Raw genomic sequence first — 25917 nt, 5'->3', positions numbered from 1 at the left:
ATATGCAGTCATTTCGTTTTTACAACAAGGAAGATGTACTCACATTAACAAAGATCCGTCGTTTTGAAACCAAGGTAGGAGAACGGGTACAGTTGCCGCACAGCCGTGAACAGTTCGAGAAAGTATTGCAGGAATCAACAGCGAAGTTTGCATTGTTTGGTATACCGGAAGATATTGGTGTAAAAGCAAATGAAGGTCTGGGTGGAGCCGATACTGCATGGTTCCCTTTTCTCACCGCTTTCCTCAATATTCAAAGCAATGATTTTTTACAGGGCGATGAAATTCTGTTGCTCGGTCATTTTGATTTTTCACATGTTGAATCGGTGATTGAAGAAAATGCGCATGGCCATGAAGAAAAACTGGATGCCTACCGTCATGCTGTACATTCAATAGATGAAGAGGTTGAATCGCTGGCAAAGTTGATCACAACATATGGAAAGATCCCGATAGTTATTGGAGGTGGTCATAACAATGCGTATCCGCTTATTAAAGGCACAGCAAAAGGGTTACACAAAGCAGGTAAGGTTCAACTGGCACAGATCAACTGTATTAATCTTGATGCGCATACTGATTATCGTCCGGTTGAAGGACGGCACAGTGGTAATGCTTTTCGCTATGCAGAAGAAGATGGTTACCTGCAGAAGTATTGTGTAATCGGCGTGCATGAAAATTATATTCCGCAGAATGTATGGATTGATATTGTGAACAATCCTTTCTTCGATCTGATTACCTACGAAGATATTTTCATCCATGAAAAAAGGAATTTCATACAGGCAGTAGCACATGCTACCGGCTTTACTGAAGATACGTATACAGGTCTGGAACTTGATCTTGATTCTATTGAGCATACACTCAGCAGTGCGTTTACGCCAACTGGTATTGGGAAGCTGCATGCAAGACAATACATCAATTTTGCAGCCACTGATGCAAAAGCTGCCTACCTCCACATTTGCGAAGGGGCCAGCTTTTTAAGTGATGGACGTAAAAGTGAAGGCACAGGAAAACTCATCAGTTACCTGGTGAGCGATTTTGTAAAAGCAGGTCTTGCTCCTTAAAGCACAGGGGCATTAATTTTTATATCGGCATTGGCAATGGCTGATTTCAGTTGCGGCTGCAATGCAGCTATTTCTTTTAGTTTTGCCTGTTGAAGATAAGCCAAGTGTAAGCCCGTCATAGCCCAGATGTTATTGTTGTTATTCTTCAGATCGCTGAGCAAAACTTCCTCTGCTTTTTTCCAATCTTTCTGTTGCAGGTAAGCGTTACCTAAGTAATGTTTTGGGTTGAGTAACCAATCTCTTGGTTCGTTATACACCATTTGTTCTTCTGTTGCAACTGCTTTGCTGAAGTTTTCAATGGCAGCTTTATTATTCTTTTGTGCAAGTGCAATTGTGCCGGCAAGTAAATTGGCCGCAACAGTAGCACCATCAATGGACGGAGAGAAAGGTGCAAAAGGTAATGAAAGTGTACTGTCTTTTAAGAGATCGCTTAAATAACCGTATTCTTTCTTTGCATCAGCTAGTTTTTGTTGATGTGCATAGGCTATTCCTTTTCCAAAATGATACAGCACATTTGAGTAAACCTGTTTTGCCGGTGGTTGTGTCATTGCTAATAAAGCATCCCAACGTGCATAGCGAACATCAACCAAAATATTTGTATAGTAAATGTATTGAAGGTAATTGCCGAGTGCTCCTTCCATCAATAAATAATCGGCTGGTATGCTGGCTGCAGTTTGCTTTGCACTTTCAATGGCATACTTCTTATTACCACTCATGATGGCATGATTGGTTTGCATATGCAGGTTATGAATCACATACAAAAAATCTGCACCGGCGGCAGGAGCAAACAGTTGTAACACATTTTTATAACTCTTTACTGCTTCTTCATTTACTGCAGCTCCTTTACTGTAATTACCCGTGCGTAAATAAATATGCGAAGGCATATGTACCATGTGCGATAAAGCCGGTGTGAGACTTCCCAATCTGTCGGCACTTGCTGTAGCAAGCGATGCATAAGGCGAAGGTTCCATCACATGTATGTAATAATGATTGGCACCGGGATGAAGTGGAGCAGTAGCTAATAATTTTTCAAGTACGGTTCTGATGCGTGGTGTCCATTCTTTTGGTTTACCATTACTGTACCAAAGATCCCAGGGATGTTGCAGCATCAAAGCATCGGCATATAAAGCAGCAACATCTGCTGTGGTTGAAAACTGTTCATACAGCTTTTGCATATTATCTGCATACAGTTGATTAAGGTGCTCTCTTGTTTGCGTGCTGTCAGCTGAATAGCGAACAGCTTGTGCAAGGATCAATCCTTTTTCAACAGCCGTACAATTGCCGGAAAGTTCTGTTGCTTTTTGAATAGCAGTCAGAGCATCGGGTGAAGCAGCATAACCAAGATCATTAATGTTGGGTCCGTATGCCAGTGCTTTTGCCCAATGAATCATGGCTGCATCTGGATCGAACTTCTCTGCTTTTTTAAACGATGCCATGGCTTCAATAATATGAAAGCCGTAGTACATATTAATTCCCTGGTTGAAATAAAACTGGGCACTATCGTTTGCAGTTGTGATCTTCCATTTGTAAGAACCGGCACCGGGAATTGGTGGAATATCCACTTCGTCCAATACATCTTTTAATGCATCCCAATCAGGACTGCAACGAATAGAATTCTCCAGTTTATATTTTTTCAGCTTTGCTATTTCTTTTGCAGTTTGATAGCGATCAGTAAACTGCACAGCAAGCAATGCAGTAACAAAAGCAGGTAATGCAAGTAAAAGCAGCTTGAGTTTCATGTAAAGTAATTTAAAGCGAAAAAGTTACAATAAATGATGCATAGCTGCAAGAGATCAGGAAGCATTTTGTTGAAAACCGGTTGTGGTTTTCAACTCTTCCATTACATTGAAAATAATAGGGCAGCGTTCGTAATGCATCATTACAGAAAATAGCCGTTGCGTAAACTGGGGCAGGTGTAAAGCGGGGAACTCTCTGCAACCTGCAAATCGCACATCATAAATAGTGCAGGCGTTGTTCGCAAGAAAATGACAAGGCATTTTATTCATGATCATGAGTTCATGACTTCCTTTCTCCACATATTGTTCATCAAATACTTCACGTGTAATTTGTAAACGTGCCGCAGCCCTGTCGGCTTCTTCGGCGGTAATATTCACCATTAAACTTTTGCAGCAGTTGCCGCAGCTTGTGCAATCGATCTTTGGTTCTATCGTTTGGTTAAGGCGTTGCACTTCTTCATCAACTTCTTCGCTGTTGCGTTCTTTTAAGAAATTTACAAACCGGAGATTTTCTTCCTGCTTTTCAGCCGCAACTTCTGCAATAAAGGGGAGTGATGTGTGAATTGTCAATGAAGTGATTTGCGGTAAAGGTAGGTTTTAAAAGGTGATGAGTGATGAATGATGAGTGATGAGTGATGAATGATGAGGGATGAGTGATGAATGATGAGTGATGAGTAATGAATGATGAGTGATGGACAAGCGCAGAGTTTCAATAAAGGTCCGGGGTTTTTAAAACCCCGGACCTTTTCCCGTTGATTATCTTTATCTGTTTCCCCAGATTTCTTATATTCGAACTCCAACTTCTAAAAAACACGACATGGTATTGCTTGATATTTCTTCCTGGTGGCAAGGGATGGATTTGTTTGCCAAAACATTCTGGGCATTTGCACTTTTGTTTTCCCTCCTATTTCTTATTCAATTGGTCATCTCTTTTGCAGGTGGCGATGGCGATGCCAGCTCCGGTGATGCAGATGAAGCTGTGGGCGATGATCATGGTGTAGGTTATCAATTCTTTACTATTAAAAACATGATCGCCTTCTTTACGTTTTTTGGCTGGACGGGTATTGCCGGTATAAGCGGTGGGTTGGGTAAAGGATTAACCATTGCGCTTGCGTTTGCAGCCGGTTCTGTTGTTGTTCTTATTATGGCTTTCCTGTTTCGCAGTATGAGCAGATTAAAGCAAAGCGGAACTTTGCAAATAAAAAATGCGATTGGATTGATTGCAGAAACTTATTTATTCATTCCCGCAAACCGTGGAGGTTTTGGTAAAGTACATATTAAAGTGCAGGGTTCCTTGCACGAACTGCAGGCTATTACCGATGATGCAGAACAAATTCCTACCGGTAAATTGGTAAAAGTAATTGCTGTTGTAAACGACAGTGTGTTAATCGTAACATCATCTCTTTCCTGATCTATAAATTAACCTGAATTTTATGGCTGAGTATTTATTGTTAGTTGTTGCAGGGGCAGTCCTGTTTGTGTTTATCCTTATTTTTTCGATGTTCAGACGTTACAAACGTTGTCCATCGGATCGTATTCTTGTTGTGTATGGTAAGGTTGGTAAAAATGCAGAAGGCTCGAGTACAGCAAAATGTATTCATGGCGGTGCAGCTTTTATCTGGCCCATCATTCAAGACTATTCATTTCTTGATCTCACACCTATTTCCATTGAGGTAAATCTTACCAGTGCATTGAGTAAGCAAAACATTCGTGTGGATGTGCCTTCCCGTTTCACCGTTGGTATTTCCACCGAACCAAGTGTAATGCAAAACGCAGCAGAACGTTTGCTGGGCATGCAACGTCCTTCTGTACATGATCTTGCAAAAGATATTATCCTCGGACAGATGCGTTTGGTGGTTGCGATGATGGATATTGAAGAGATCAACAACAACCGTGATAAATTTTTGGCCAACATTGCCAGTAACGTTGAAGCAGAGTTGAACAAGATCGGTTTGAAAATGATCAACGTAAACGTAACCGATATTAAAGATGAAAGCGGTTATATTGATGCGTTAGGTAAAGAAGCTGCAGCAAAAGCTATCAACGAAGCCAAGATCCGTGTGGCAGAGCAGGAGCGTACCGGTGATATCGGTAAAACAACGGCCGAAAAAGAACGTGATATTAAAGTGGCCGAAACACAACGTGACAGAGATATTAATGTGGCGATGGCGGTGAAAGAAAAAGAAATTCAAATTGCCGGTGCCAACAGAGATGAAAATATTGGTAAAGCAGAAGCTGAAAGAGATACCCGTGTAAAAACAGCAGAAGCAAATGCAATTGCGGTACAAGGGGAAAACTTATCAAAGATCGAGATCGCTAATTCAGATGCATTAAGAAGGGAACGTGAAGCAGAAGCGTTGAAAAAAGCGATGGCTGCTGAAAAAGTACAGGCAGCAAAAGCATTGGAAGAAGCTTACCTCGCTGAAAAGAAATCGGAAGAAGCACGTGCCGAAAGAGACCGTGCTTCACAAAATGCAACGATTGTAGTAGCAGCTGATATTCAGAAACAAAAACTCATTATTGAAGCACAGGCTGCTGCTGAACAGTTGCGTGAAAAAGCAAAAGGTGAGGCTGATGCCATTTATGCAAAGCTGGAAGCGGAAGCAAGAGGTTTGTATGAAATTTTAACCAAGCAGGCAGATGGTTTGGAACGCATTGTGAAATCGGCAGGTAATGATCCGAAAGATGCAGTACTGTTATTGATCGTTGATAAATTACCGGAGTTGGTAAGACTGCAAACGGAAGCCATCAAGAATATCAAGATCGATAAAGTAACCGTGTGGGACGGTGGCGGACAAGGTGCTGATGGCAAAGGTTCTACTGCCAACTTTATGAGTGGTCTTTACAAATCAGTACCACCATTGAAAGATATTTTTGATATGGCCGGTATGGATTTGCCTACATACCTCGGTAAAGTAAAAGGTAATGTAACCGAAGCTGAAGAAGTAAAAGACAAATAGAAAGAAGATGCTGATAGTAAGTGAGGCTGCCCGGAAAGGCAGCCTCTTTGTTTTATGCTGATCCCGGAAAAGCTGTGGATAAGGGTTGCCAGCTTTCTGCAAAATGCCTTCAGGTAGTTTGAGGGGCTTTAAGCAGGGGGAATATAGCCTGTAAACAGGCTTAACAGTGGCTTAAAAAGCGAAGGATGAGCGAAGGATGCTTGCATTTGCGTGTTATATTGTTTATCTTGTTTATTCAAATACCTGGATTTATGGCAAGAACAAGCAATAACAGTCTTACAAAAGGATTGAGAGGCCAGATCGGCAAACAACTTGTATTTAAGCAATATGGTAAGAAAACAGTGGTGACCCGTTACCCTGATATGAGCAAGGTGGTACCGAGTGAGCTGCAGAAAGCGCAACGAAACGGCTTTGCGGAAGCGGTTGCTTATGCAAAATCGATCAATAATGATTCTGCGTTAAGAGCGAAGTATGCAAAAAAGGTAAAGAAAGGGAAGAGTGTGTTTCAATATGCGATACAGGAGTTTTTGAAGGGGAAGAATGGTTGATGGTTCATGGTTGATGGTTGATGGTTGATAGTTGATGGTTGATAGTTGATGGTTCATGGTTGATGGTTGATGGTTGATGGTTCATGGTTGATAGTTGATGGTTGATAGTTGATTGTTGATGGTTCATGGAAAAGCAAATACCATTTTTTAAACAAGCAGAAATAATTACTTTAGCGTTATGACAGAAAAGACCATACATGAAGGAAGAAATGTAAAACGTTTTCGTGAAATGCTTGGTATAAAGCAGGAAGCATTGGCACATGCACTTGGTGATGACTGGAACCAAAAGAAGATTTCTTTGCTTGAAGCAAAAGAGCAAATTGAGCCGGCCATTTTGGATGAGGTTGCCAAGGCATTAAAAGTGCCAGTTGACGCAATAAAAAATTTCAGTGAAGAAGCTGCAATTAATATAATCTCTAGCACGCTACATAATACCTATGGATTAATAAACTATTCACCGACGTTTAACCCATTAGAGAAATATGTTGAAGCACTAGAAGAGAATAAGAATCTTTATGAACGCTTACTTGCTGCAGAAAAAGAGAAGGTTGCATTGCTTGAAAAAATGCTTAGTAAATAAAAAAAGAAAAAGATTGAACGTCCGCCGTTAACAACGGCGGACTTTTTTTGTTTACCGGGTTTCTTTTCTGCAAAAGAATTAAGATATTAGTTGTGCAGTGTAAACACCTGCTATTATGGCAACCATCGCCTACCAACTTATAATACACCGCAACAAACCCCGCATACTTGTGCAGTTTGCACATAACAAAACCTGGAACGAGCGTGTTAAAAAAGTACCCGATGCCCGCTGGAGTAATACCCTCAAAGGATGGCATATACCCGATACGGAAGAGAACCGTAAAAAATGCGGACTTGCACCTGCAACTGCATTAAGCATACAGCATCAGAAAGTACAAACATCGTCCATCCGGCTATCAGCAAACAACAAAACAGAATTATTACGCTGCCTCGAGCAACTGGCCTTAAAAAAATACAGCAGCAGTACATTACAAACCTACCGCAATGAATTTATGCAGTTACTGCAATTACTTGGCGACAGGAATGTACAGGACTTAACATCCGAACATTTGAAACGTTATATGTTGTATTGTGCAGTTAAGTTGCAGCTGAGTGAAAATACATTGCATAGCAGATTAAATGCACTTTACCCCGTTGGATTAAAAAAATAATTCTATGTATTACTATGTATATGTTTTGTTAAGTGAAAAAGACAATCTTTTCTACACAGGATATACTTCTGATCTGAAAATTAGACTCGAATTACATAATCAAGGCAAAGTAACTTCAACAAAGAATAGAAGACCCTTGCAATTAATTTATTTTGAAGGCTGCAGAAATCAACAAGATGCAACACGCAGAGAAAAGTATTTAAAATCGGGTAATGGAAAAATATATTTAAAAAACAGATTGCGGATTTTTTTTAATCCTACGGGGTGAAGTTTTATTTTGAACAGGTGTTGAAGCGGGAAAAGTTTTTCTGGGAGATCCCACGTTCAAAAAAACAATTACAACTACCCAAAGTATTGAGCGAAACAGAAATCGGACGGTTATTTAAAGCAATTACGAATCTGAAACACAAGGCCATTGTTTTTACAGCTTACAGTGCGGGGTTACGAGTAAGCGAAGTGGTAAACCTGAAGCAAAAAGATATTGATTCAACCAGGATGACCATTTATATTGAACAGGCAAAAGGAAAAAAAGACAGGTATGTGAATCTCAGCCCTGTGTTGCTGGATATACTCAGAAACTATTTAAAACAACAGGCACCCCGTCCGAAAGTTTATTTATTTGAAGGACAAATTCAAGGGACAGCTTACAGCACCAGAAGTGCTCAGCAAATATTCATTGACGCAAAAAAACGAGCCAATATACCAAAGCATGTAACGTTTCATGGTTTACGACACAGTTTTGCAACACATTTATTAGAGAAAGGAGTTGACATCAAATACATCAAGGATATTTTAGGGCATTTCGATATCCGCACCACCGAGCGCTATGTGCATGTGGCAAGAAAGCAATTGGTGAATATTGCAAGCCCCCTTGATGATTTATTTGAAAAGGGGCTTTTATAGGCGGGCAATTGTGCAACCCAACAATCTGAAAAACGCATATAGCAAACGATGAAAATCAAAGAGTTGGAAAAATTGTTTTTGGAAGGAGTTGCGTATATTAGCGTGTTAGCTGCAACCCTGTAGGACACTTCCCGTTAACTCAATCGGACATTTTTTGCGACACTTCAAAACCATCTTGTAACGTTGCTGATGTCTTTGTATTTAAGTATTTGCTTAAATAAGTAATCTTTGCTACATTTGACCCGACAAACAAATTTGACAATGGCAAACGACACTTGCATAAGGTTACAGGCAGACATAGAACAAATTAAAAGCTGCCGAGAAAAATTAAAGTCTAACTCAAAATCATTTTTGCAGTTGGGACAGGTTCTTGCTTTAGCAGGCAACGAAGTGCGACTGAAAATACTGTTTCTGCTTGAAGAGGAAAATGAACTTTGCCCTTGCGACCTTAGCGATATTTTGGGAATGAGTATTCCTGCCATTTCTCAACATCTTCGCAAACTAAAAGACGGTAACATCATTGAAGCCAGAAAAGCAGGGCAAACTATTTTCTATTCTTTACGCAGCGAACATCTAAAAACTTTAAGACCGTTTTTTAAATTTATTAATCAACAAAATTTGGCGACAGTATGACAACGACAACAAAAAATAGTAAAGGTTGGGTTGCAGGTCTGTTGACAGCAGTTGCGGCTTCCCTTTGTTGCATAACACCAGTTTTGGCTTTCTTAGGTGGTACAAGTGGACTTGCTTCCTCGTTTTCGTGGATTGAACCGTATCGTCCATATTTAATCGGTTTGACAATTGCAGTTTTTGCATTTGCCTGGTATCAAAAACTCAAACCGCAAAAACAAATTGACTGCGACTGTGAGGCAGACAATAAAAAATCATTTTGGCAATCAAAAGCATTTTTAGCTATCGTTACAGTAGTTGCAGGATTGTTAATTGCATTTCCTTATTACGCAAAAATATTTTATCCAAAGCCTCAGGAAGCAAAAGTTATTATTGTTGATAAAAGCAATATACAGACTGCAGAATTTAAAATAAAAGGTATGACCTGCGAAGGCTGTACAGAACATATAAACAGCGAACTTTCAAAAACATCGGGAGTGATTGAGTTCAATACTTCTTATGAAAAAGGCAGCAGCCTTGTTAAGTTTGACAACAGTAAAACTTCCGTTGACAGCCTTGTATCCGTCATTAATAAAACTGGCTATAAAGTAACTTCTCAATCAGTAATCAACAACTAATGGAAAAAACTATCATACTTCAATCTGTTATTACTTGCCCTGTTTGTGGACACAGACAAGAAGAAACAATGCCAACAGATGCTTGCCAATATTTTTATGAGTGTTCAAATTGCAAGACACGACTTAAACCAAAAGAAGGTGACTGTTGTGTTTATTGTAGTTACGGGACAGTAAAATGTCCACCAATGCAATTGGGAACATCCTGCTGTTCGTAGTGACGAAGGGTATGCAGCTAACAGCGAGGTTTGCTGCTATGCTGGCTGACGAATATAAACTCATCTTCATATCGCTATCAGCCCATATCCAGCCGACGGAATTCTATCAGCTTTTGTTGTTATCTTCATCATCAGTTTTTCAATCGGCTGCGGCTCCGGGCTGGACATTATAAAATACCAGCACAGCAGCAAGCCCCAACGTTGTGCGTCACTTTAGACAACCCTTATTTCATAACATCTAATATGACAATTAGGAACATTTTAGTCTTACTTTCCTTGGGTCTACTGGTTTGGATGTTTATTGACAGCTCTTTCCAACTCGACATAGCTGCGACAAAAAATAATGGACTAACCAATATGAAGAAAATGGAAGTCGACCGTCTTCAGAATATTGATTCTCTAAAATCTATTGCAAAGACAAACATTGACATAATAAGGAACAATACAAAAGCAAATTCTACACATGCTACAAAACGACTTTGGATAATTGTGGCATTAGGACTAGTTCAAATAGGTATTTTGTTTTTGAACAAAAAAAAGTAAATCAACGGTAAGACTATTATGGCGACACAAATCTGTCCAAGTTGCAAGCTAGATTCCTTTACATGGAGCATTGGCGAAGAAGAATCGCCGTTGATAAGATGGAGTTGTTATGAATGCGGATACACTGCTTTTGAAGATGAATCATTAGAAAGAGAATGTTCTAATTGTCACAAAAAGACAGAGAGCAAATTGGAGGACACTTTAAAGAAATTTTGGTGGTGCAGTGGTTGCAATCGAATAACAATACTTAACGAATAAAGCGAACGCACAACATTGGGTTTTATGCAAGTAGGGCTTTATAATGTAACCTCAGCGAATTGCAAATCCAAACTGTGGTTCGGGCTGGACAAACAACTTTCAATTTTAGTACTTAAATTCATCTTTATATTTTCAATCAGCAGCGGTTGTCGGCAGGCGGAATCCTAATTCCCAACCTGCATAAAGCCCTGCTCGTTATATGCAAGCCATGAACACTCTTCGAAATATAGCTCTATTACTAATTGTAGGCATTTGCCTATACTTTCTCTATGATAAAGTAAAATTGACAAAGGAGCATTCAATCGTAGACGACTTGGAAGTATCAGACAACTTCATGAATCAGCCTGATTCTATCCGTGACAAAATCGCACTGAACAATTTAGTTTCTGACATATCAGCTTTACAAAATTTGGAATCGAAGCATATCGGAATCGAAGGAAGAGAATCAACGCAACCTGATTACTTGAGCATTTTGAAAAAATGGGCAGACACTAACCAATTGGTAAAATTAACAGAGCATGGAAATGCCTTAGTGAGATCCCTGTCATTCCAAGCATTAAGAGATAAAAATTATATCGGGCTTATAGAAATATTTAAAAAGCATTTAAATGACAATCAAACCTACAATGTTCATAGCGGTTGTGTTGTTGAGCCAGTTCCAGTTAACATTGCTTTTTTTCGCTGTATATATCCGACACTTAGTGCGGCGGAAGCGAAGTCATTTAAGAATGAGCTTTTAAAACAATATAGAGATACAGGCTTTGAGTTTAATTTACGTTATCTCTAAATTGGCCAGCATATAACATTGGGTTTTATGCAAGTCGGGCATGACCAGCAAACATCAGCAAATTGCAAATCCATGCTGTGGTTCGGGCTGGACAAACAACTTTCAACTTAAGTTCTTAAATTCAACAATATATTTTCAATCAGCAGCGGTTATCAGCAGACGGAATACTAATTCCCAACCTGCATAAAGCCCTGCTCGTTGTATGCAAACATATCGACACCTCAAAATGCTAAGACACCCTATAAATTGTGCAGCGTTGACAATTTCTTTTTTTGCAATTGGTCTGTTGACTATTGTATCATTCTTTGGTGCTTGGGCATACGACGAAGGAACAATTAACAGCTCTATCCTTGCTTCTCTTTTTAAAGTATTTCGTTTTCCGACACATGCTTTGTTTTGGGACTTTTTCAATCGGACTGCAGCGACTTTTTATTCAGGACTATTATTGAACACAGTCTTTTATGCTTTTTTGGCCGAACGTTTATTTTCAAACCTAAAAAGACAAAAAGCAAATGACTAAGTATTTTATTTCAGCTTTATTCGCAGTGACACTTTATTCTTGCCAGACCCAGAAAAAATTTGACAAAGAAAAATGGGCAGAGGTTGCGGACTTAATGACTTTCCCAAATAGAAAATCAATGGTTGACGACTTATCAAAGAACATTCCTCTGAAAGGAAAAAGTTATCAGGACATAGTTTCATTACTCGGACAACCTCAACATTCCTTAGACAGTACAATGAACATTGGATATAAAATTGACGAAGACTATGGTAGCGACATTGACCCAATTTATACCCAAACTCTACTATTGCATTTTGACCAAGACTCGACTGTAAAGTCTTTTGAAGTTAAAGAATGGAAAAAGTAATCGGTTTGACAAAGAATGTCTGCATACAACAGCAGGTTTTATGCAAGTGGGCCAGACGGAATGCGTCATTCATCTTCAGTGCATATCCCAGCTTCATATCCGGCTCGACTTGCTTCGCTGCGTCGATATATGTATTTTCAACTTTAGTAACTTTATTCGGCTTCAGTAGGCCGGGCTCAACGGAACAACATTGCCCACCTGCATAAAGCCCTTGACGTTGGCAGCAAGCACAGACACACCCTATATATCAAGAAAATTACGAATGACAGCTTTAGACATTACCATTTTAATTTATAGCTATGCTTTTAGTGGACTGCTTATTTATTTGATTGACCACGGACTTGTTAGACGATATCAGTTATTGAATATCGGAATCGCTACACTTATTTTTTTAGGTTATTTGCTTTTTTCAAATCGTGGACAATTTTCAAATTTGAATTATGGCTTTTTGACATTACCAATTGTAGCTATTATAGTTTTTAATTTTGCTGGACTACTTTCATGGAAATTAAGCGGACGAGAATTTAGAGCAACTTGGCGAGGGGGACGGTACTTTTACACCGAGAAAAAAAATTGGATTGATTATCTTTTATCATTTGTTGTAATAGTGACAGAATTAAGTTGGCCTATTCTTGTCGCAATTATTTTGAAAGAAAAGACTTGAAGGCCTGCAGCCAACATTGGTATTGCCAATAATGGGGCTTGACATTGGAGCAATCAGCAGCGGTAATTCTGCTGTGCTGCGGTTCGGGCTCGACGAATAGAGCCCAGCTTTAGTTCTTAATATTTAACTTTATCAAAAGCCAAGCTGCAGTTCCGGCGGACGAATATAAAATTCCCCACCATCGGCAATACCTGCTCGTTATAGGCAACCGCAATTGGACACACTATGCGTATCATCTCATTACTTTTATTGTTGACACTTGCTCTTTCCTCAAACGGACAGACAAAAAATCCTTTTCTATCTCTTAAGTTCGACAAAGTGATAATGTACGACTATCAACCACTTGGTGAAGACCCTTCTTTGGTTGACAAAAAAGGGCAATTAATAACCACGGTAAAAATCAAAAAGCAAATTCAGGTTGACACAGCGACAATAAATACTTTCAACAAAAAAGTTGGTGACAAAAAATCTTATGGACAAGTTACTGCCATGTGCTTTGACCCACACCTAGGAATAGTTTATTATCTAAAAGGTAAAATCGTAAGACACATTTTAGTTTGCATGGACTGCAATGCTCTCCGTTCAGACATTGACATTCCTGCACAACATCAAGACAAACAAGGGCAAGGTGACAAACCTTATTATCTCGGCGACGGCATGAGCAAATCTTTCCGACAATTTTTAAATGCACTGTTGATTAAGTATAATTTTTCGCATCAAATAAAAGATGGCTCAATGTTCGACAAGTAGCGGTATGCCTATAACATTCGGTTTGCTGCTATGCTGGCTGACGAATATACTCTCAGCTTCATATTGCTATCAGCCCATATCCAGCTGACGGAATTCTACCAGCTTTTGTTGTTATCTTCATCATCAGTTTTTCAATCGGCTGCGGCTCCAGTCTGGACATTATAAAATGCCAGCACAGCAGCAAGCCGTCAACGTTGTACGCAACTTTCGACACTCAACCATGACTAAACTTCTTAGAGGCACAATACTTCTGACAATTTTCTTTACTAATTGCAAAGAAAGTACACGAAATCAAGCAAACATTGACACTTTGCAAACAATAATTATTGACAAACAGACGGATTGGGGTGGAAATTTTAAGCTCCAAATAGTTAACAAATCAATCAACGACACGGCATATGTTTATAAAGTTTGTTCAGTTGACAATGGACTGCCAGTTGGGTTTGAATTAGAAATTCCTATCAATATAGATAAATTTGGCGCTGGAGTAATTTTCAGGACACTTGGTGACACCAGTGACAATTTTCTACAAACACTTTACTCAATCTATGGCCTCAATTTGCAAAGCAATTTAAAGTTTACGAATAAAATTACATGCAACTATACTGGACTAAATGACCTCACTTTTAAAGGTAACGGGGCAAAAAGGCTTGAGACTATAAGTTATATTAAAATCTTTTTTGAAGGTACTGGAGAAGACGAATATGCAGAGCTTTATTTAAATATCGATGAAACTAATAAAACAGTTGAGTTTGAAGAAAAGGACTTTGAATACAGACCCTACATTGCTTTTTTTCTAACAGCAGAGTGACACCATTCGTACAACATTCAGTTTTGCGTCAGCGGGGGCGACGCAAAGCGTCGTTCAGCACCTTAATTCTATTTAGCTTTTGTACCGGCTGACATTTATCTATTAAGCTTTTGAATAAAATTTTATCTTTAGTATCACCGTTCACCACTCGTCGCCAGGGGCGACGTCAAAGAATTGCCCCGCCGTCCGCAAAGCTGTGAACGTTACATGCCATATTATGAGAGCAGTCACTCTACTTTTTCTTTCGTTCATTATCTCGTGTGACAGACCGCAGAAAGATATTACGGGCATTCATGGTTACGACGGTAACACCTTTGCTTACATCTACAGAGAAAATGGAAAGGAAGGCTTGCTTGACACAAACATGAACGTTATACTTCCTGCTCAATTTGACTACATAGAAGATTGGCAAGTTGATAACCTTGTACGTATTGACAGTGGTGGCGAAAGGTTGAAAGGCGGCGACGTTGTTGGCTACAATTTCAAAAAGTATGGACTTATAACTACAAGCGGTATAATTGTTTCTCGACCAAAATTTGACGACCTGACTATCTCCGATAATTCAGCACTTGTTAGGCTGGACAGTCTATTCGGCTTTTTAGATAACACTGGGAACTGGATATTAAAACCAACCTTCAAGACGGCATATCCATTTTACAAAGGAACAGCAGTCGTGAAAGACAATAATCAATTTTCATTACTCAACAAACAAGGACAAAAAATAATCAGTGAAACGTTTGACACCGTATATCGTTTCAAAAATGATGTAGCTATTGCTTCAAAAAACAAGAAATGGGGGTTAATAAATTATCGTGGACAATTTATTTTACCGCTTGACAATTATCGAGGACTTGGTGAGTACAATTATTATCATGGAACTTTTATGAAAGATGATGGCAAATGGTATCTTGTTGACACAGCAGGAAACATTCCTATAAAAGAAGGATTTGACAAAGTGCAAACAGAAGCTGAAGGTGACACAATTTTTGCAGTTGGCTTACAGAATGGCAAACAGGTTAAAATCCGACTGAATTAATACGGCATGTAACATTGGTATTTGCAAAAGCTGGGCAGACGGAAGCCGTGTTTCAACTTTTGTTTTTCACTTTGGCTTCATATCGGGCAGACGAATATCTATTTAGCTATGTGCAAATCATCAACTTTTAATTATAAATTTAGCTTCAGGTAGCCAGACTGGCGGAAGTCTATTTCCCAGCCTTCGCAAATACCTGCTCGTTAGCCGCAACTCTGCAAATCTCCTTTTCATGAAGTTTTTAATTCCAATTCTCGCATTCATCTGTTTATACTCATGTGGACGAAACGATAAACGGACACCATCAACCATTTACAAGGACGCCGATTTCTTGCATGTTACCCTTGAAGTTTACCCTAAAAACAAAGAAACCATTCTTGCAGACCTCCGTATTTCAAACACTTCTAAAAACTCGGTTCTACTTTACAAGCCATTGTTTCCCTTTAACGGCAAAATGGCCTTTCCTTGTTTCTCGATTTTCAACGCTGAAAGCTTTGAGCAGGTTTCCTTTTCAAAACCTATCGGTAAGTTTAAAACCTATGACCCTTACGATGAAGGAGAAGAGATCATAATTCCAGAAAGCACACCTGAAAAATATTTTACGCTTCACGGTGGTGAAACGGTGGCGTTCCAAGTCAACTTATCCGATTGGTACCATTTCAAATCTTCTTATTCAGGGCAAACCTTTAAGGTAGTTCCTTCAATTAGTAATCCGTTAGTCTCCGGCGACTACAAACAGCAATACGAAAAAGATTCCGTTGACGGACAAATGAAGCCAGTGTTTTGCCACATTATGTTACCCAAAAAAAGTGACGTGGATTCTATGCGAGTAAAGTTTGTATTACCCTAATGCGGCTAACAGGTGCATTTGTGCTATTGGGGGGGGGCGACGCAAAGCGTCATTCAACAGCAGTAACGCTGTTGGGCTTTTGTACAAGCTGACCAAATGCTATCTGGCAACAGAACAAATTTTTATCTTTAGAAACAAAGTTCGGCATTCGTCGCCGGGGGCGACGAACAAATGAAGTCCCCAACAGCACAAATGCCTTTCCGTTGTGCGTCACTTTAAACAGACATTGCGTTTAACTACTTACATATTGACAATTGCTTTTTTGATAACACTTTTCTCTTGTGATAGACTCAAAAGAAAAGGGCACGATGTCGTTGACAAAACGCAAGAAAAAATTAGCGAGACAAAGCAAAAAATTGTAGATAAAAAAGACCAACTCGTTGACAAAGCTTTTCCAACTTATGACAATGGCAAGCCAGACACAGAAAATAACAAAAAGCGTTTTAAAGAGCATTTGCAAGTTGACTTGACAGACGATGTAAAAAACATTTATGCATATGGTGACTTTTTGGGTGCTGACTATAAAGTTTTGATTTCATTTAGCTGCGACAAATCAACCATTAACAAAATAATTTCCACTAAGAAAATGCAAATGACGACTTCAAAAGACGATGATGGATTATTTTTTTTAGACGAATTCAAATGGTGGGACAAAGACAAAATTGAATTGTTAGAACCGTATAAAGTTGGTAAAGAAGCCGAGTATTGGCAATATTTATGGTACGACAAAAAGAGCAAGACTGCATTTTATGAAGAGTACAGCTTATAGCATAGCGTTCACTTTTTGTCGGTGGACAAAAAGCGAACGCACAACATTGGTATTGCTGCAAGTGGGGCTGGACGTTGAAACTTCGGCTGTTTGCATCGCTGTACTTTAGTTCGGGCAGACGAAAATCTATTTGGCTTTTTGTCGTTAACTTCAACTTTATATTTTCAATTGGGCAGCAGTTCCGGGCTGGACGTTATAAAATATCCCACCTGCAGCAATACCTGCCCGTTATGTGCCAGTAAATTGAACACCTCACTATGACAAAAGCATTGACAATAATTGCCCTATTCTTTTCGACACTTTTGTATGGACAAGTGGCGAAAGAAGCTGCTTATAAAAATATTGATGGTTTGACAGTTGCAGATTCAATTGCATGGAAAGACATCGTAGGTGGTTTTTACATCAGCGACGGTTTTGGCGGTTACAACTTTCGGCTCGACTCAAATATGACCTTTCGTAAAATTGACTTTAGTTGTATGGCAAGGTTCACGGTTGACAGCGGCTCGTGGACAATAAGAAATAATAATACAGTTGTTCTAAAATCTAATAAACAGACACTTTACTTTGACATAGTTAAGTTTGACAACTTCTATTTTTTTATTCTGCCAACACAGCGACAAAAATTCGTAGCAGATTTACAGTCGACAAGAGTAAAATTCAAAAACGCTAAACCATTCACAATTGACGACAAAACATACTCTGTGAATTATATGATTGGCTACAGCTTGGTAGAAAAATACTTTGCAAAAGAAATTGAGGACATTACCGGCACATAACATTGGGTTTTATGCAAGTTGGGCACGACCAGCAAACATCAACAAATTGCAAATCCAAGCTGTGGTTCGGGCTGGACAATCAACTTTCAACTTTAGTTCTTAAATTCAACTTTATATTTTCAATCAGCAGCGGTTGTGGGCGGACGGAATACTAATTCCCAACCTGCATAAAGCCCTGTTCGTTGGCTGCAATCATGAGAACCCTTTTAGTCATATCATTTCTTTTTCTTTCTAAGTTTTGTAAGTCTCAGGAAGTTAATAAGCTAACTCTTATAACTGCTGAATATAGAGTTGACTCACCCCAAATTGGGAATTTTACTTATTTAATAGCATACAAGTTTGTAAACGGCGTCTTGTTTTCGAAAGACACCATAGCTGGATTTCCTACAAATAAGAAGGGAGTTCCAGGCTCTTATGTTCGGTTCGACCTTGGCGAAAACTTTATATACAAAGACCGTTATATTATTTCTGGGACAGGTAATGTAATAGATATTGAAACCGGAACGCTTGTTATTGAAGAAAGTGACAATTTCGTTGAATCTTCTGGTGATACTCTTGTGTTTTATCGAAATAATATTTTTACCGGTACAGGTTTTTTACACTTAAATCTGAAAACCAGCGAATATAAATTTGTAAATCACAAAGAGCGTATTTATGATATTAGTTTTTCTCCAGACCAAAAACAAGGCTTATATGTCGACAGAAGTGTGTTGCCATATAAAATAATCCTCAAAAGAAATGGATACAAGGATAAAATAATTGTTCCAGATGCAGGTAATGGGCCTAACCTTAAAGGTGGAAGTCAGTTTCCCACAATCCGTACATATTGGTTAGATAATACAAGCTTCTTGTACACCGTACACAAAATTATTTACCCAATAAAAGAGGAGGTATACTCTGAAGTTTCGATAAGAAAATTTAATACTCTTGAAAATAACGACCTTCTATTTACAAAGTTAGACTCTATAAATTCCGGTATTTTGAATGACAAGTTCTATACAGACGGAATTCATAATATTATCTATCGAACAAGTTCGGGAAAAGAATACATCATTGATACTATGAACAGTAGGCTTTTGCCATATCCTTCCTATCAATTTGGGTTTGGTTTTTCAACAGACAATTATTTCTCAAAAGAATATGGTCGAATAATTCGTTATAATGAATCGGAAATTGGACGATTCTGGTGCTCAATACAATCTGTATCGAAAAGTGCAGTAGCTGTTGAATATGGAGAAGTTGGGTCAAACTTAGGATACCCGAAAGGCTTAAAAGTTTGGACGACAGAATCAAAATCATGGACAACTATTGATGTTCCTTGGCTATGTGCAATTATCGGAATGATTGAAGACAAATGACAGCAGCCAACAGAGAGTTTGCTGCTATGCTGGCAGACGAATATATTCTCAGCTTCATATCGCTGTCAGCCCATATCCAGCCGACAGATTGCAATCAACTTTTGTTGTTATCTTCATCATCAGTTTTTCAATCAACAGCGGCTTCGGGCTGGACATTATAAAATACCAGCACAGCAGCAAGCTCTGGCCGTTAGCGGTAACTCTATGAAGACACACTATAATTAAGATGAAAACAATGAAATTAAACATACTTTTATTTCTGAGCATATTAACTCTATTGACTTCGTGCAATGGACAGACAGCTGATAAGAAAAATAACACAAACCAATTTGCAAATGGCGACACAGTAAAGGAACTTGGAAACAGTATAATGGTTGTTTACCAAGACAAGAAAAACGTTTATTGGTTTGGCAGTTGGGAAACAGGAGTCTATAAATATGATGGAAAGACTTTGATTAATTTTACAAAAAAACACGGTTTGTCAAACAATAGAGTCGATGAAATTAAAGAAGATAAATTAGGGAATATTTACTTCGTTAGCTGTTCCCCTCAATCGACAATTGTTAAATTCAACGGGCAATCATTTACTACAATTACAGTAACTAAAAGCAATGAATGGAAGCTTCAACCTGATGATTTGTGGTTTAGAAATGCTTACCAAACTGAAAAAGTATATCGGTTTGATGGTGATAATTTTTATGAATTGACATTACCAAAACCACCAAGCCATCCAAATCCATTTGAAATCTATAGTATTTATCAAGACCAAAAAGGAAATATTTGGTTTGGTACAAACCCTGTTGGTGTTTGCCGATACGATGGAAAATCATTTAAATGGATTACAGAAGAAGATGTGACGGAATTTCGCAACGAAGGTGCAAACGGAGTACGTTCAATCACGGAAGACCAAAATGGGGACTTTTGGTTTAATACCGAAAACCGTTATAGTGTTTACGACAGCACAATTTTAAAAAGCAGTAAGTTTTATATAAGACACGAAAGTATAGGTAGCTTAGATGGAAAGAATACCAGTGGTCTAAATGAGTATCTATCAACAGTAAAAGACAACAATAATAATTTGTGGTTTGTAACCTATCGCAGTGGCGTTTGGAAATACGATGGTACAAAAATTACTCATTATGCGGTTCAAGAAAACGCAAAAGACATTACCTTATTCAGTATTTACAAAGACAAAAATGGTGGCCTGTGGCTTGGGACACATGAAAACGGTGCATATAAATTTAATGGGACGGCATTTGAAAAATTCAGGCTTTGACGAAAGATTGAAGAGCTACCGCTAACAGCGTGTTGCCTAAATTGGCCGTGACGTGCAAAATTGAAGCTGAGTGCTCCTGTCAAACTTTTGTGCAGGTTGACAGTGAAGTGCTCCGAAATCGCCAACTGCGGCAACACTCAAACCGTTAGCGGCAATGCTATGACAAACTTCAAACTTATATCAATTGCTTTTATCTTGACTCTTCCAATTCGGTTGACATATCTAAGTCTGTTAACTCTGTTCAAAAGAATACTTCATTAAACCACGGGCAGAGGAAAAAGGAGCGGAGATAATATCTCCGCTCTTTTTTATTCACTCGAAAGCTGAAAAGCAACTGCTAAAACAGATTAACGGCTTTCTGCAAATTTTCTCAACCCGTTCATTAATTTATTAGTCTTATGCCGGGTTGTTTCTTGCGTCTTCCAATTCCCAGACCCTGTGGTTAGCAACGGCCGTAATAAAATCTTTTGCAAAGCCTGCACCTGCTTCAAACAGAACAGCCGGGTCTTTTCCTTTGGTGGTATTTACATTTGTTAAAGAACTGAATGCTTCTGTTTGTTTTCCAAATCCAATAGCCTTGCAATGTTTGTATGCTTCGTTTACAAAGAAAATAGCAGCGGGCTCTGCTTTCAATGCATCGATCGATTTTTTGCCGGGTGCTATATACACCGCATCAAAGCATACACTGCTTGTACTGAGTAAAGAATGATCGGGTGTAAATTCAGTGTCATCGTCGGCAAGTACCGTGGCCATATTGTTTGCAACGAACTGCACGACTGCTCCTGCTGATTTTAATTTGGCAGTGAACGTATTTATTGATTTAGCATCCACACCATTTGCAATCAGGAAAGCAATTTTTCGAGTTTTAATACTGTTCTTAACTGTATTGGCCATGCTCAATTTATCCGACTTTTTCAACGTCATTTCAAACTCTTTGCTTTGAACATCTTTTGGGTCGGCATCTGCAGAAAAACTGTGATTGACCGGGCTTTCGGGTTTCACTGGTTTAATGCCAAGGTTGTCGCCCACTTTTTTTGCAAGATCTTTGTTTATAAAATTCAGTAATCCAACCACTCTTTCCCTTATGGCTATTGTTTTTACTTTCGATAACTCGAAAGTTAGTGCATCGATCATATGTTTCTGTTCAGGCAAAGTCTGGCTATTGAAAAATAATTTTGCCTGCGAATAGTGATCTACAAAACTTTTACTTCTTGTTCTTATTTTTTGTCCGTCTACACGTTGGTTGTGCGATGTAAAACCACCATCTTTCATAGATGCCTGGAACGGGCAACCGGCAGCAAGTGTATTCGGTTCATAACTCACTTTTCCTTTGTTGATGGTTTGCCGCATCATGCCATCACGTTGATTGTTGTGTACTTCGTTGATGGAACGGTTAATGGGAATTTCATGAAAATTAGGTGTGCCCAGCCGGCTCAATTGTGTATCAGTATAAGAAAATAATCTTCCCTGCAGCAAAGGGTCGTTACTGAAATCAATACCGGGAACTATATGGCCGGGATGGAATGCTACCTGTTCTGTTTCTGCAAAAAAGTTATCCGGATTTTTGTTCAGCGTCATCTTACCAACAATGGTTACAGGCACTAGTTCTTCAGGAACAAGTTTAGTGGGGTCAAGCAAATCAAATTCAAACTTATGTTCATCTTCTTCCGGGATGATCTGCAGTCCTAATTCCCATTCAGGAAAAGCGCCGCTGTCAATTGCTTCATACAGATCCCTTCGGTGAAAGTCAGAATCCTTACCGGAGATGCGGGTGGCTTCATCCCAACAAACGGAATGAACACCTAACAAAGGTTTCCAATGAAATTTTACAAAATGAAATTTGCCTTCTTTGTTAATTAATTTGAACGTATGCACGCCAAATCCTTCCATCATCCGCAAACTTCTGGGAATTGCACGATCGCTCATGGCCCACATGATCATGTGCAATGATTCGGGCATCAATGAAATAAAATCCCAAAACGTATCATGTGCAGAAGCTGCCTGTGGCATACCATGATCGGGTTCGGGTTTTACTGCATGTACAAGGTCAGGAAATTTCATAGCATCCTGTATAAAGAAGACGGGGATGTTATTACCCACAAGGTCATAATTACCTTCCTGCGTATAAAACTTAACAGAGAAACCTCTTACATCTCTTGCCAGGTCGGTAGAACCTGCGCTACCGGCAACAGTTGAGAATCGAACAAACACCGGCGTCTTCACTGTGGTGTCGTTTAGAAATCCTGCTTTCGTGTACTTGCTCAGATTTTTGTACAATTCAAAATGACCGTGTGCTGCTGAACCTCGTGCATGTACAATCCGTTCAGGTATCCGCTCATGATCGAAGTGCGTAATTTTTTCACGCAGAATAAAATCTTCCAGAAGAGTAGCACCTCTTTCACTATCCTTTAACGAATTTTGATTGTCATTAATTTTTAATCCCTGGTTGGTAGTGAGTGCTTCATCGTTGTTGATGGTTGTATGTTGCAGAAGCTGTTCTGTTTTAATGGAACCTGCTTTTGGAGATGTGTTTTTCTTTTTCATAACAAATGATTTACTGATAGAAAAGATAAAAGGTTGCCTTCCTTACGAGGCAACCTTTCGAAAAAATTCCGGCGTACAATCATACTGATGAACGCTTTATAAGGACTAATTTTTAATTGCCGCTGTGTTCAATTCTGTATCTGCAATGGAGGTAAGTAATTCATCACATTTCTTTTCTTCCTTCAATGTTTGTAATAAATTCTTCAACGCTGTTTTTTGATCCAGCACTTTTGCAAAGGCAGCCAGTGTTCCGTAGGTAGCAATTTCGTAATGCTCTACTTTCTGTGATGCACCAATGATCCCCGCATCCCTTACGGCCCCGGGTGCTGTTTCTTCCATGATGCTTACGCCTTCTTTCAACAGGCCTTCCATGGCATCACATTTTTTTGCAACTGCTTTTTTGCCGATCGACTCAAAGCAGGCTTCCAGGCGTGCAACATGTTCCATTGTTTCTGCAAGATGTGATGCAATTGCTTCTTTTAATTTCGGGGATGTTGCATTTTTCTGCATTTTCGGCAATGCTTTGGTGAGCGCTTTTTCCGCCCAGTAAATATCTTTTAAACTGTCTTCAAAAAGATCTTCCAACTCTTTGGCAGCACTCTTTTTAGCAGGAGTTTTTCCGGCGCTTGCATTTTTTGTTTTCGTTGCCATCGTTCATTTGTTTTAGTGATTAATTGATGCTAATGGTAAGTTGCATGATCGATGTAATTACCATGTATTAAAGGTGAATCATCAAACGAGTAAAACTGTTATGCAACTTTTGGAATTTGTTGCATAGTTCACAGGTTTGATGTTAACTTTTTCATGCAACTATTCAGTGCAAGTGATCACAAGCAATGGATAATTTGCAGCCGGCAGAATACAATTGTCTACCACTCAGGCATAGTATTATTCAACACAATCATGTTTGCAAACATTTAATACATAAATTCACTCCACACTTAAAAACAGAATACCTGATATGAAAAGAAAAATTTGTGGATTCATCTTGCTGTTAGCACTTTTCTCTTCCTGTAAAAAGAAAACGGGGCAAGCGGGAACCACAGCAACACCTCAGCCCGTGGTTGAATCGGCAGCATTAAAATCGGTGGCTTCATTTCCCATTGCTGCAGCGGCAAGTAACGGATCTTTTATGATCAATACGTTGTCGTCCGGCATACTCAAGAGGGATTTTAACGGGATCACGTTTGAAAATGAAATGAAAAATAATGCCATTGTCAATAGTTCGGGCGGGTATAATTTCAGTACAGCTGATGCCATGGTTGCTGCGGCACAAGCGGCAAACATCCAGATTCACGGTCATGTATTAGCATGGCATGCACAAACACAAGGGACGTATTACAGAAGTCTGTTAAGTTCTTCAACTCTTAGTACAACAAACCTTGCACAAAACTCCGGTTTTGAAAATGGTGACGCAACAAGTTTTACGAATTTCACTGTGTTGAACTCGGGTAATCCTGCGGGAACAGCTACAATAACTGTTGGCACAGGCGCAGCGGAAGTACGAACAGGTACACGCTCGTTGAAAGTAGTGAATCCTGCTGCCTACACAACAGAGCAATGGCGTGTGCAAGTGGCGTCTGATCCTATTACACTAGTAGCAGGAAAGCAATACCAGATCAGCTATTGGGTAAAAGCGTCGGCAGCAAATGGTTCCATCAGGCTTTCAACCCTGTCGCCCTCTTCCTTGTACCAAGCCGATCAGGTTATCGGCACCGCATGGCAACAGGTAACGTGGCTAATTACTGCTAACCAGGAACAAACCCGTCTATCGTTTGATATGGGACGCAACAGCAATACTTATTTTATAGATGATGTAAGTGTAAACGAATTAATTCCTGCCGGTGGCGCTTCCAACAATTATGCAAAAGTGGACAGCTTGCTGAAAACAACGATTCAACAGATCGCCGGGCATTTTAAAGGGAAGGTGCGTGGATGGGATGTGATCAACGAAATGTTTGCCGATGGTCCTGCTGGCGCCATCCGAAACAATACGAATACTGCCAATGCTACAGCGAATGATGTATTTGTGTGGAGTGAATACCTGGGTCGTGATTTTGGAGTGAAAGCATTCAACTATGCAGCGGAAGCTGATCCCACAGCCAAATTATTTATCAACGATTATAACCTTGAATTTTCTGTTGCCAAACTTGATTCGCTGATTGCATATGTTGCAGAGATCAGGGGAAGGGGAGCGAAAGTAGATGGTATCGGCACGCAAATGCATGTGAGCCTTAATACCAACAAGAATCAGATCGATAATCATTTTATAAAACTGGCAGCTACCGGTTTGCTGGTGCATATTTCTGAACTGGACATTGGTGTGAATACCAATAATGCAACCAGTTTGGTATTTACCCAGGACCTGGAAAATGCGCAGGCAGAGATGTACAATTATATCATTACATCGTATATGCGGCATGTGCCAAAGCCACAGCGTTATGGTGTAACCATTTGGGGCCTGCTGGATAATCAAAGCTGGCGCTATAAAAATGGTGCCGATTATCCACTTCTTTATAATCCGGCGGGAGCAAAAAAGAAAGCCTATGAGGCCGTGTTGAATGCATTAAAATCGGGACTGTAATTTATTTACAGATGTTTACAATTTCTTCAGCGCACAATTCGAAAGAGTTGTGCGTTTTTTTGCGCAAGTGTTCCACCTTATTGGATCGCTTTTTGCTGAATAAAATCATTCCGATTTCATCGGCGAATTTGCAAAACAAAATTTATTATCTGTTTTAACGTTAACCGAAGTCTGCAAAGAATAAATTTGCA

At 39.3% G+C, this 25917-nt stretch carries 30 protein-coding genes; 24 read left to right on the top strand and 6 right to left on the bottom strand.

The annotated features are described in order from the left end of the window. The first annotated feature begins 2 nt into the window (after positions 1–2). Positions 3–1055 (top strand): formimidoylglutamase, encoded by a 1053-nt coding sequence (locus VK159_RS02330; protein ID WP_324228528.1) that lies wholly within the window; start codon positions 3–5, stop codon positions 1053–1055. Here VK159_RS02330 and VK159_RS02325 read toward each other — a convergent pair. Genes VK159_RS02325 through VK159_RS02315 form a run of 3 tightly spaced genes read right to left on the bottom strand, consistent with a single transcriptional unit; the run spans position 1052 to position 3504 of the window. After that, positions 1052–2794 carry a hypothetical protein gene (locus VK159_RS02325; protein WP_324228527.1) on the bottom strand — a complete coding sequence of 581 codons (1743 nt, stop codon included), beginning with the start codon at positions 2792–2794 and terminating at the stop codon, positions 1052–1054. The two genes, VK159_RS02330 and VK159_RS02325, sit on opposite strands and share 4 nt — an antisense overlap. 54 nt (positions 2795–2848) lie before the next feature. Next, on the bottom strand, positions 2849–3361 hold the full coding sequence (locus VK159_RS02320) for a YkgJ family cysteine cluster protein (protein WP_324228526.1): 513 nt from the start codon (positions 3359–3361) through the stop codon (positions 2849–2851). After that, positions 3358–3504, bottom strand: a complete 147-nt coding sequence (locus tag VK159_RS02315) for a hypothetical protein (RefSeq protein ID WP_324228525.1) — start codon at positions 3502–3504, stop codon at positions 3358–3360. Before VK159_RS02315 ends, VK159_RS02320 begins: the two co-directional genes overlap by 4 nt. A gap of 104 nt (positions 3505–3608) precedes the next feature. Between VK159_RS02315 and VK159_RS02310 the strand changes: the two genes are divergently transcribed. The 3 genes from VK159_RS02310 to VK159_RS02300 all read left to right on the top strand — a co-directional run bounded on the left by VK159_RS02310 (position 3609) and on the right by VK159_RS02300 (position 6299). After that, a complete protein-coding gene (locus VK159_RS02310) occupies positions 3609–4202 on the top strand; it encodes a hypothetical protein (RefSeq protein WP_324228524.1) in 594 nt (197 codons plus the stop codon). 22 nt (positions 4203–4224) lie between these two features. Beyond that, positions 4225–5751 carry a flotillin family protein gene (locus VK159_RS02305; RefSeq protein ID WP_324228523.1) on the top strand — a complete coding sequence of 509 codons (1527 nt, stop codon included), beginning with the start codon at positions 4225–4227 and terminating at the stop codon, positions 5749–5751. A gap of 251 nt (positions 5752–6002) precedes the next feature. Then, positions 6003–6299, top strand: coding sequence for a hypothetical protein (locus VK159_RS02300; protein WP_324228522.1), 297 nt, complete (start codon positions 6003–6005; stop codon positions 6297–6299). 4 nt (positions 6300–6303) lie between these two features. On the opposite strand, the gene VK159_RS02295 is transcribed toward VK159_RS02300, so the two are convergent. Continuing rightward, positions 6304–6426, bottom strand: a complete 123-nt coding sequence (locus VK159_RS02295; RefSeq protein WP_324228521.1) for a hypothetical protein — start codon at positions 6424–6426, stop codon at positions 6304–6306. Between the two features lie 51 nt (positions 6427–6477). Between VK159_RS02295 and VK159_RS02290 the strand changes: the two genes are divergently transcribed. The 19 genes from VK159_RS02290 to VK159_RS02205 all read left to right on the top strand — a co-directional run bounded on the left by VK159_RS02290 (position 6478) and on the right by VK159_RS02205 (position 20598). Beyond that, positions 6478–6879 (top strand): helix-turn-helix transcriptional regulator, encoded by a 402-nt coding sequence (locus VK159_RS02290; protein WP_324228520.1) that lies wholly within the window; start codon positions 6478–6480, stop codon positions 6877–6879. 115 nt (positions 6880–6994) lie between these two features. Beyond that, positions 6995–7489: a phage integrase N-terminal SAM-like domain-containing protein gene (locus VK159_RS02285; RefSeq protein ID WP_324228519.1), complete on the top strand. Its 495-nt coding sequence runs from the start codon at positions 6995–6997 to the stop codon at positions 7487–7489. Between the two features lie 4 nt (positions 7490–7493). After that, the gene (locus tag VK159_RS23635) at positions 7494–7757 is read left to right on the top strand and encodes a GIY-YIG nuclease family protein (protein ID WP_414672812.1); all 264 of its coding nucleotides are present in this window, start codon (positions 7494–7496) and stop codon (positions 7755–7757) included. Beyond that, on the top strand, positions 7754–8392 hold the full coding sequence (locus tag VK159_RS02280) for a tyrosine-type recombinase/integrase (RefSeq protein WP_324228518.1): 639 nt from the start codon (positions 7754–7756) through the stop codon (positions 8390–8392). Before VK159_RS23635 ends, VK159_RS02280 begins: the two co-directional genes overlap by 4 nt. Positions 8393–8653: 261 nt before the next feature. After that, a complete protein-coding gene (locus tag VK159_RS02275; protein WP_187256061.1) occupies positions 8654–9025 on the top strand; it encodes an ArsR/SmtB family transcription factor in 372 nt (123 codons plus the stop codon). Then, the gene (gene merTP, locus VK159_RS02270; protein ID WP_324228517.1) at positions 9022–9639 is read left to right on the top strand and encodes a mercuric transport protein MerTP; all 618 of its coding nucleotides are present in this window, start codon (positions 9022–9024) and stop codon (positions 9637–9639) included. Before VK159_RS02275 ends, merTP begins: the two co-directional genes overlap by 4 nt. Further along, positions 9639–9854: a GDCCVxC domain-containing (seleno)protein gene (locus VK159_RS02265; RefSeq protein ID WP_276505010.1), complete on the top strand. Its 216-nt coding sequence runs from the start codon at positions 9639–9641 to the stop codon at positions 9852–9854. Before merTP ends, VK159_RS02265 begins: the two co-directional genes overlap by 1 nt. Before the next feature lie 1135 nt (positions 9855–10989). Next, the gene (locus VK159_RS02260; RefSeq protein ID WP_324228516.1) at positions 10990–11442 is read left to right on the top strand and encodes a hypothetical protein; all 453 of its coding nucleotides are present in this window, start codon (positions 10990–10992) and stop codon (positions 11440–11442) included. Positions 11443–11698: 256 nt separating this feature from the next. Next, positions 11699–11962 carry a hypothetical protein gene (locus tag VK159_RS02255; protein WP_324228515.1) on the top strand — a complete coding sequence of 88 codons (264 nt, stop codon included), beginning with the start codon at positions 11699–11701 and terminating at the stop codon, positions 11960–11962. Next, a complete protein-coding gene (locus tag VK159_RS02250; protein WP_324228514.1) occupies positions 11955–12311 on the top strand; it encodes a hypothetical protein in 357 nt (118 codons plus the stop codon). The genes VK159_RS02255 and VK159_RS02250 overlap by 8 nt, the downstream gene beginning before the upstream one ends. Before the next feature lie 217 nt (positions 12312–12528). Next, entirely contained in the window at positions 12529–12975 is a 447-nt protein-coding gene (locus VK159_RS02245) for a hypothetical protein (RefSeq protein ID WP_324228513.1), read from the top strand. 225 nt (positions 12976–13200) lie between these two features. Then, on the top strand, positions 13201–13725 hold the full coding sequence (locus VK159_RS02240; protein WP_324228512.1) for a hypothetical protein: 525 nt from the start codon (positions 13201–13203) through the stop codon (positions 13723–13725). 220 nt (positions 13726–13945) lie between these two features. After that, entirely contained in the window at positions 13946–14536 is a 591-nt protein-coding gene (locus VK159_RS02235; protein ID WP_324228511.1) for a hypothetical protein, read from the top strand. A gap of 217 nt (positions 14537–14753) precedes the next feature. Then, entirely contained in the window at positions 14754–15572 is an 819-nt protein-coding gene (locus tag VK159_RS02230; RefSeq protein WP_324228510.1) for a WG repeat-containing protein, read from the top strand. A gap of 229 nt (positions 15573–15801) precedes the next feature. Continuing rightward, on the top strand, positions 15802–16419 hold the full coding sequence (locus VK159_RS02225; protein ID WP_324228509.1) for a hypothetical protein: 618 nt from the start codon (positions 15802–15804) through the stop codon (positions 16417–16419). 247 nt (positions 16420–16666) lie between these two features. Beyond that, the gene (locus VK159_RS02220) at positions 16667–17188 is read left to right on the top strand and encodes a hypothetical protein (protein WP_324228508.1); all 522 of its coding nucleotides are present in this window, start codon (positions 16667–16669) and stop codon (positions 17186–17188) included. A gap of 257 nt (positions 17189–17445) precedes the next feature. Next, on the top strand, positions 17446–17964 hold the full coding sequence (locus tag VK159_RS02215; protein ID WP_324228507.1) for a hypothetical protein: 519 nt from the start codon (positions 17446–17448) through the stop codon (positions 17962–17964). Positions 17965–18146: 182 nt separating this feature from the next. Beyond that, positions 18147–19322, top strand: coding sequence for a hypothetical protein (locus VK159_RS02210; RefSeq protein WP_324228506.1), 1176 nt, complete (start codon positions 18147–18149; stop codon positions 19320–19322). 235 nt (positions 19323–19557) lie between these two features. Further along, the gene (locus VK159_RS02205) at positions 19558–20598 is read left to right on the top strand and encodes a ligand-binding sensor domain-containing protein (protein WP_324228505.1); all 1041 of its coding nucleotides are present in this window, start codon (positions 19558–19560) and stop codon (positions 20596–20598) included. 396 nt (positions 20599–20994) lie between these two features. Here the strand turns inward: VK159_RS02205 and VK159_RS02200 are convergent, their stop codons facing one another. Together VK159_RS02200 and VK159_RS02195 are read right to left on the bottom strand one after the other, a co-directional pair. Further along, on the bottom strand, positions 20995–23142 hold the full coding sequence (locus VK159_RS02200; protein ID WP_324228504.1) for a catalase: 2148 nt from the start codon (positions 23140–23142) through the stop codon (positions 20995–20997). Between the two features lie 105 nt (positions 23143–23247). Beyond that, positions 23248–23793, bottom strand: coding sequence for a ferritin-like domain-containing protein (locus VK159_RS02195; protein ID WP_324228503.1), 546 nt, complete (start codon positions 23791–23793; stop codon positions 23248–23250). Positions 23794–24103: 310 nt separating this feature from the next. On the opposite strand from VK159_RS02195, the gene VK159_RS02190 reads away from it, so the two are divergent. Then, positions 24104–25726: an endo-1,4-beta-xylanase gene (locus tag VK159_RS02190; protein ID WP_324228502.1), complete on the top strand. Its 1623-nt coding sequence runs from the start codon at positions 24104–24106 to the stop codon at positions 25724–25726. Positions 25727–25917: the final 191 nt, after the last annotated feature.

Source organism: Lacibacter sp., assembly GCF_035299325.1.
Lineage (GTDB): Bacteria > Bacteroidota > Bacteroidia > Chitinophagales > Chitinophagaceae > Lacibacter.
This window is presented reverse-complemented; position numbering and strand designations above follow the sequence as displayed.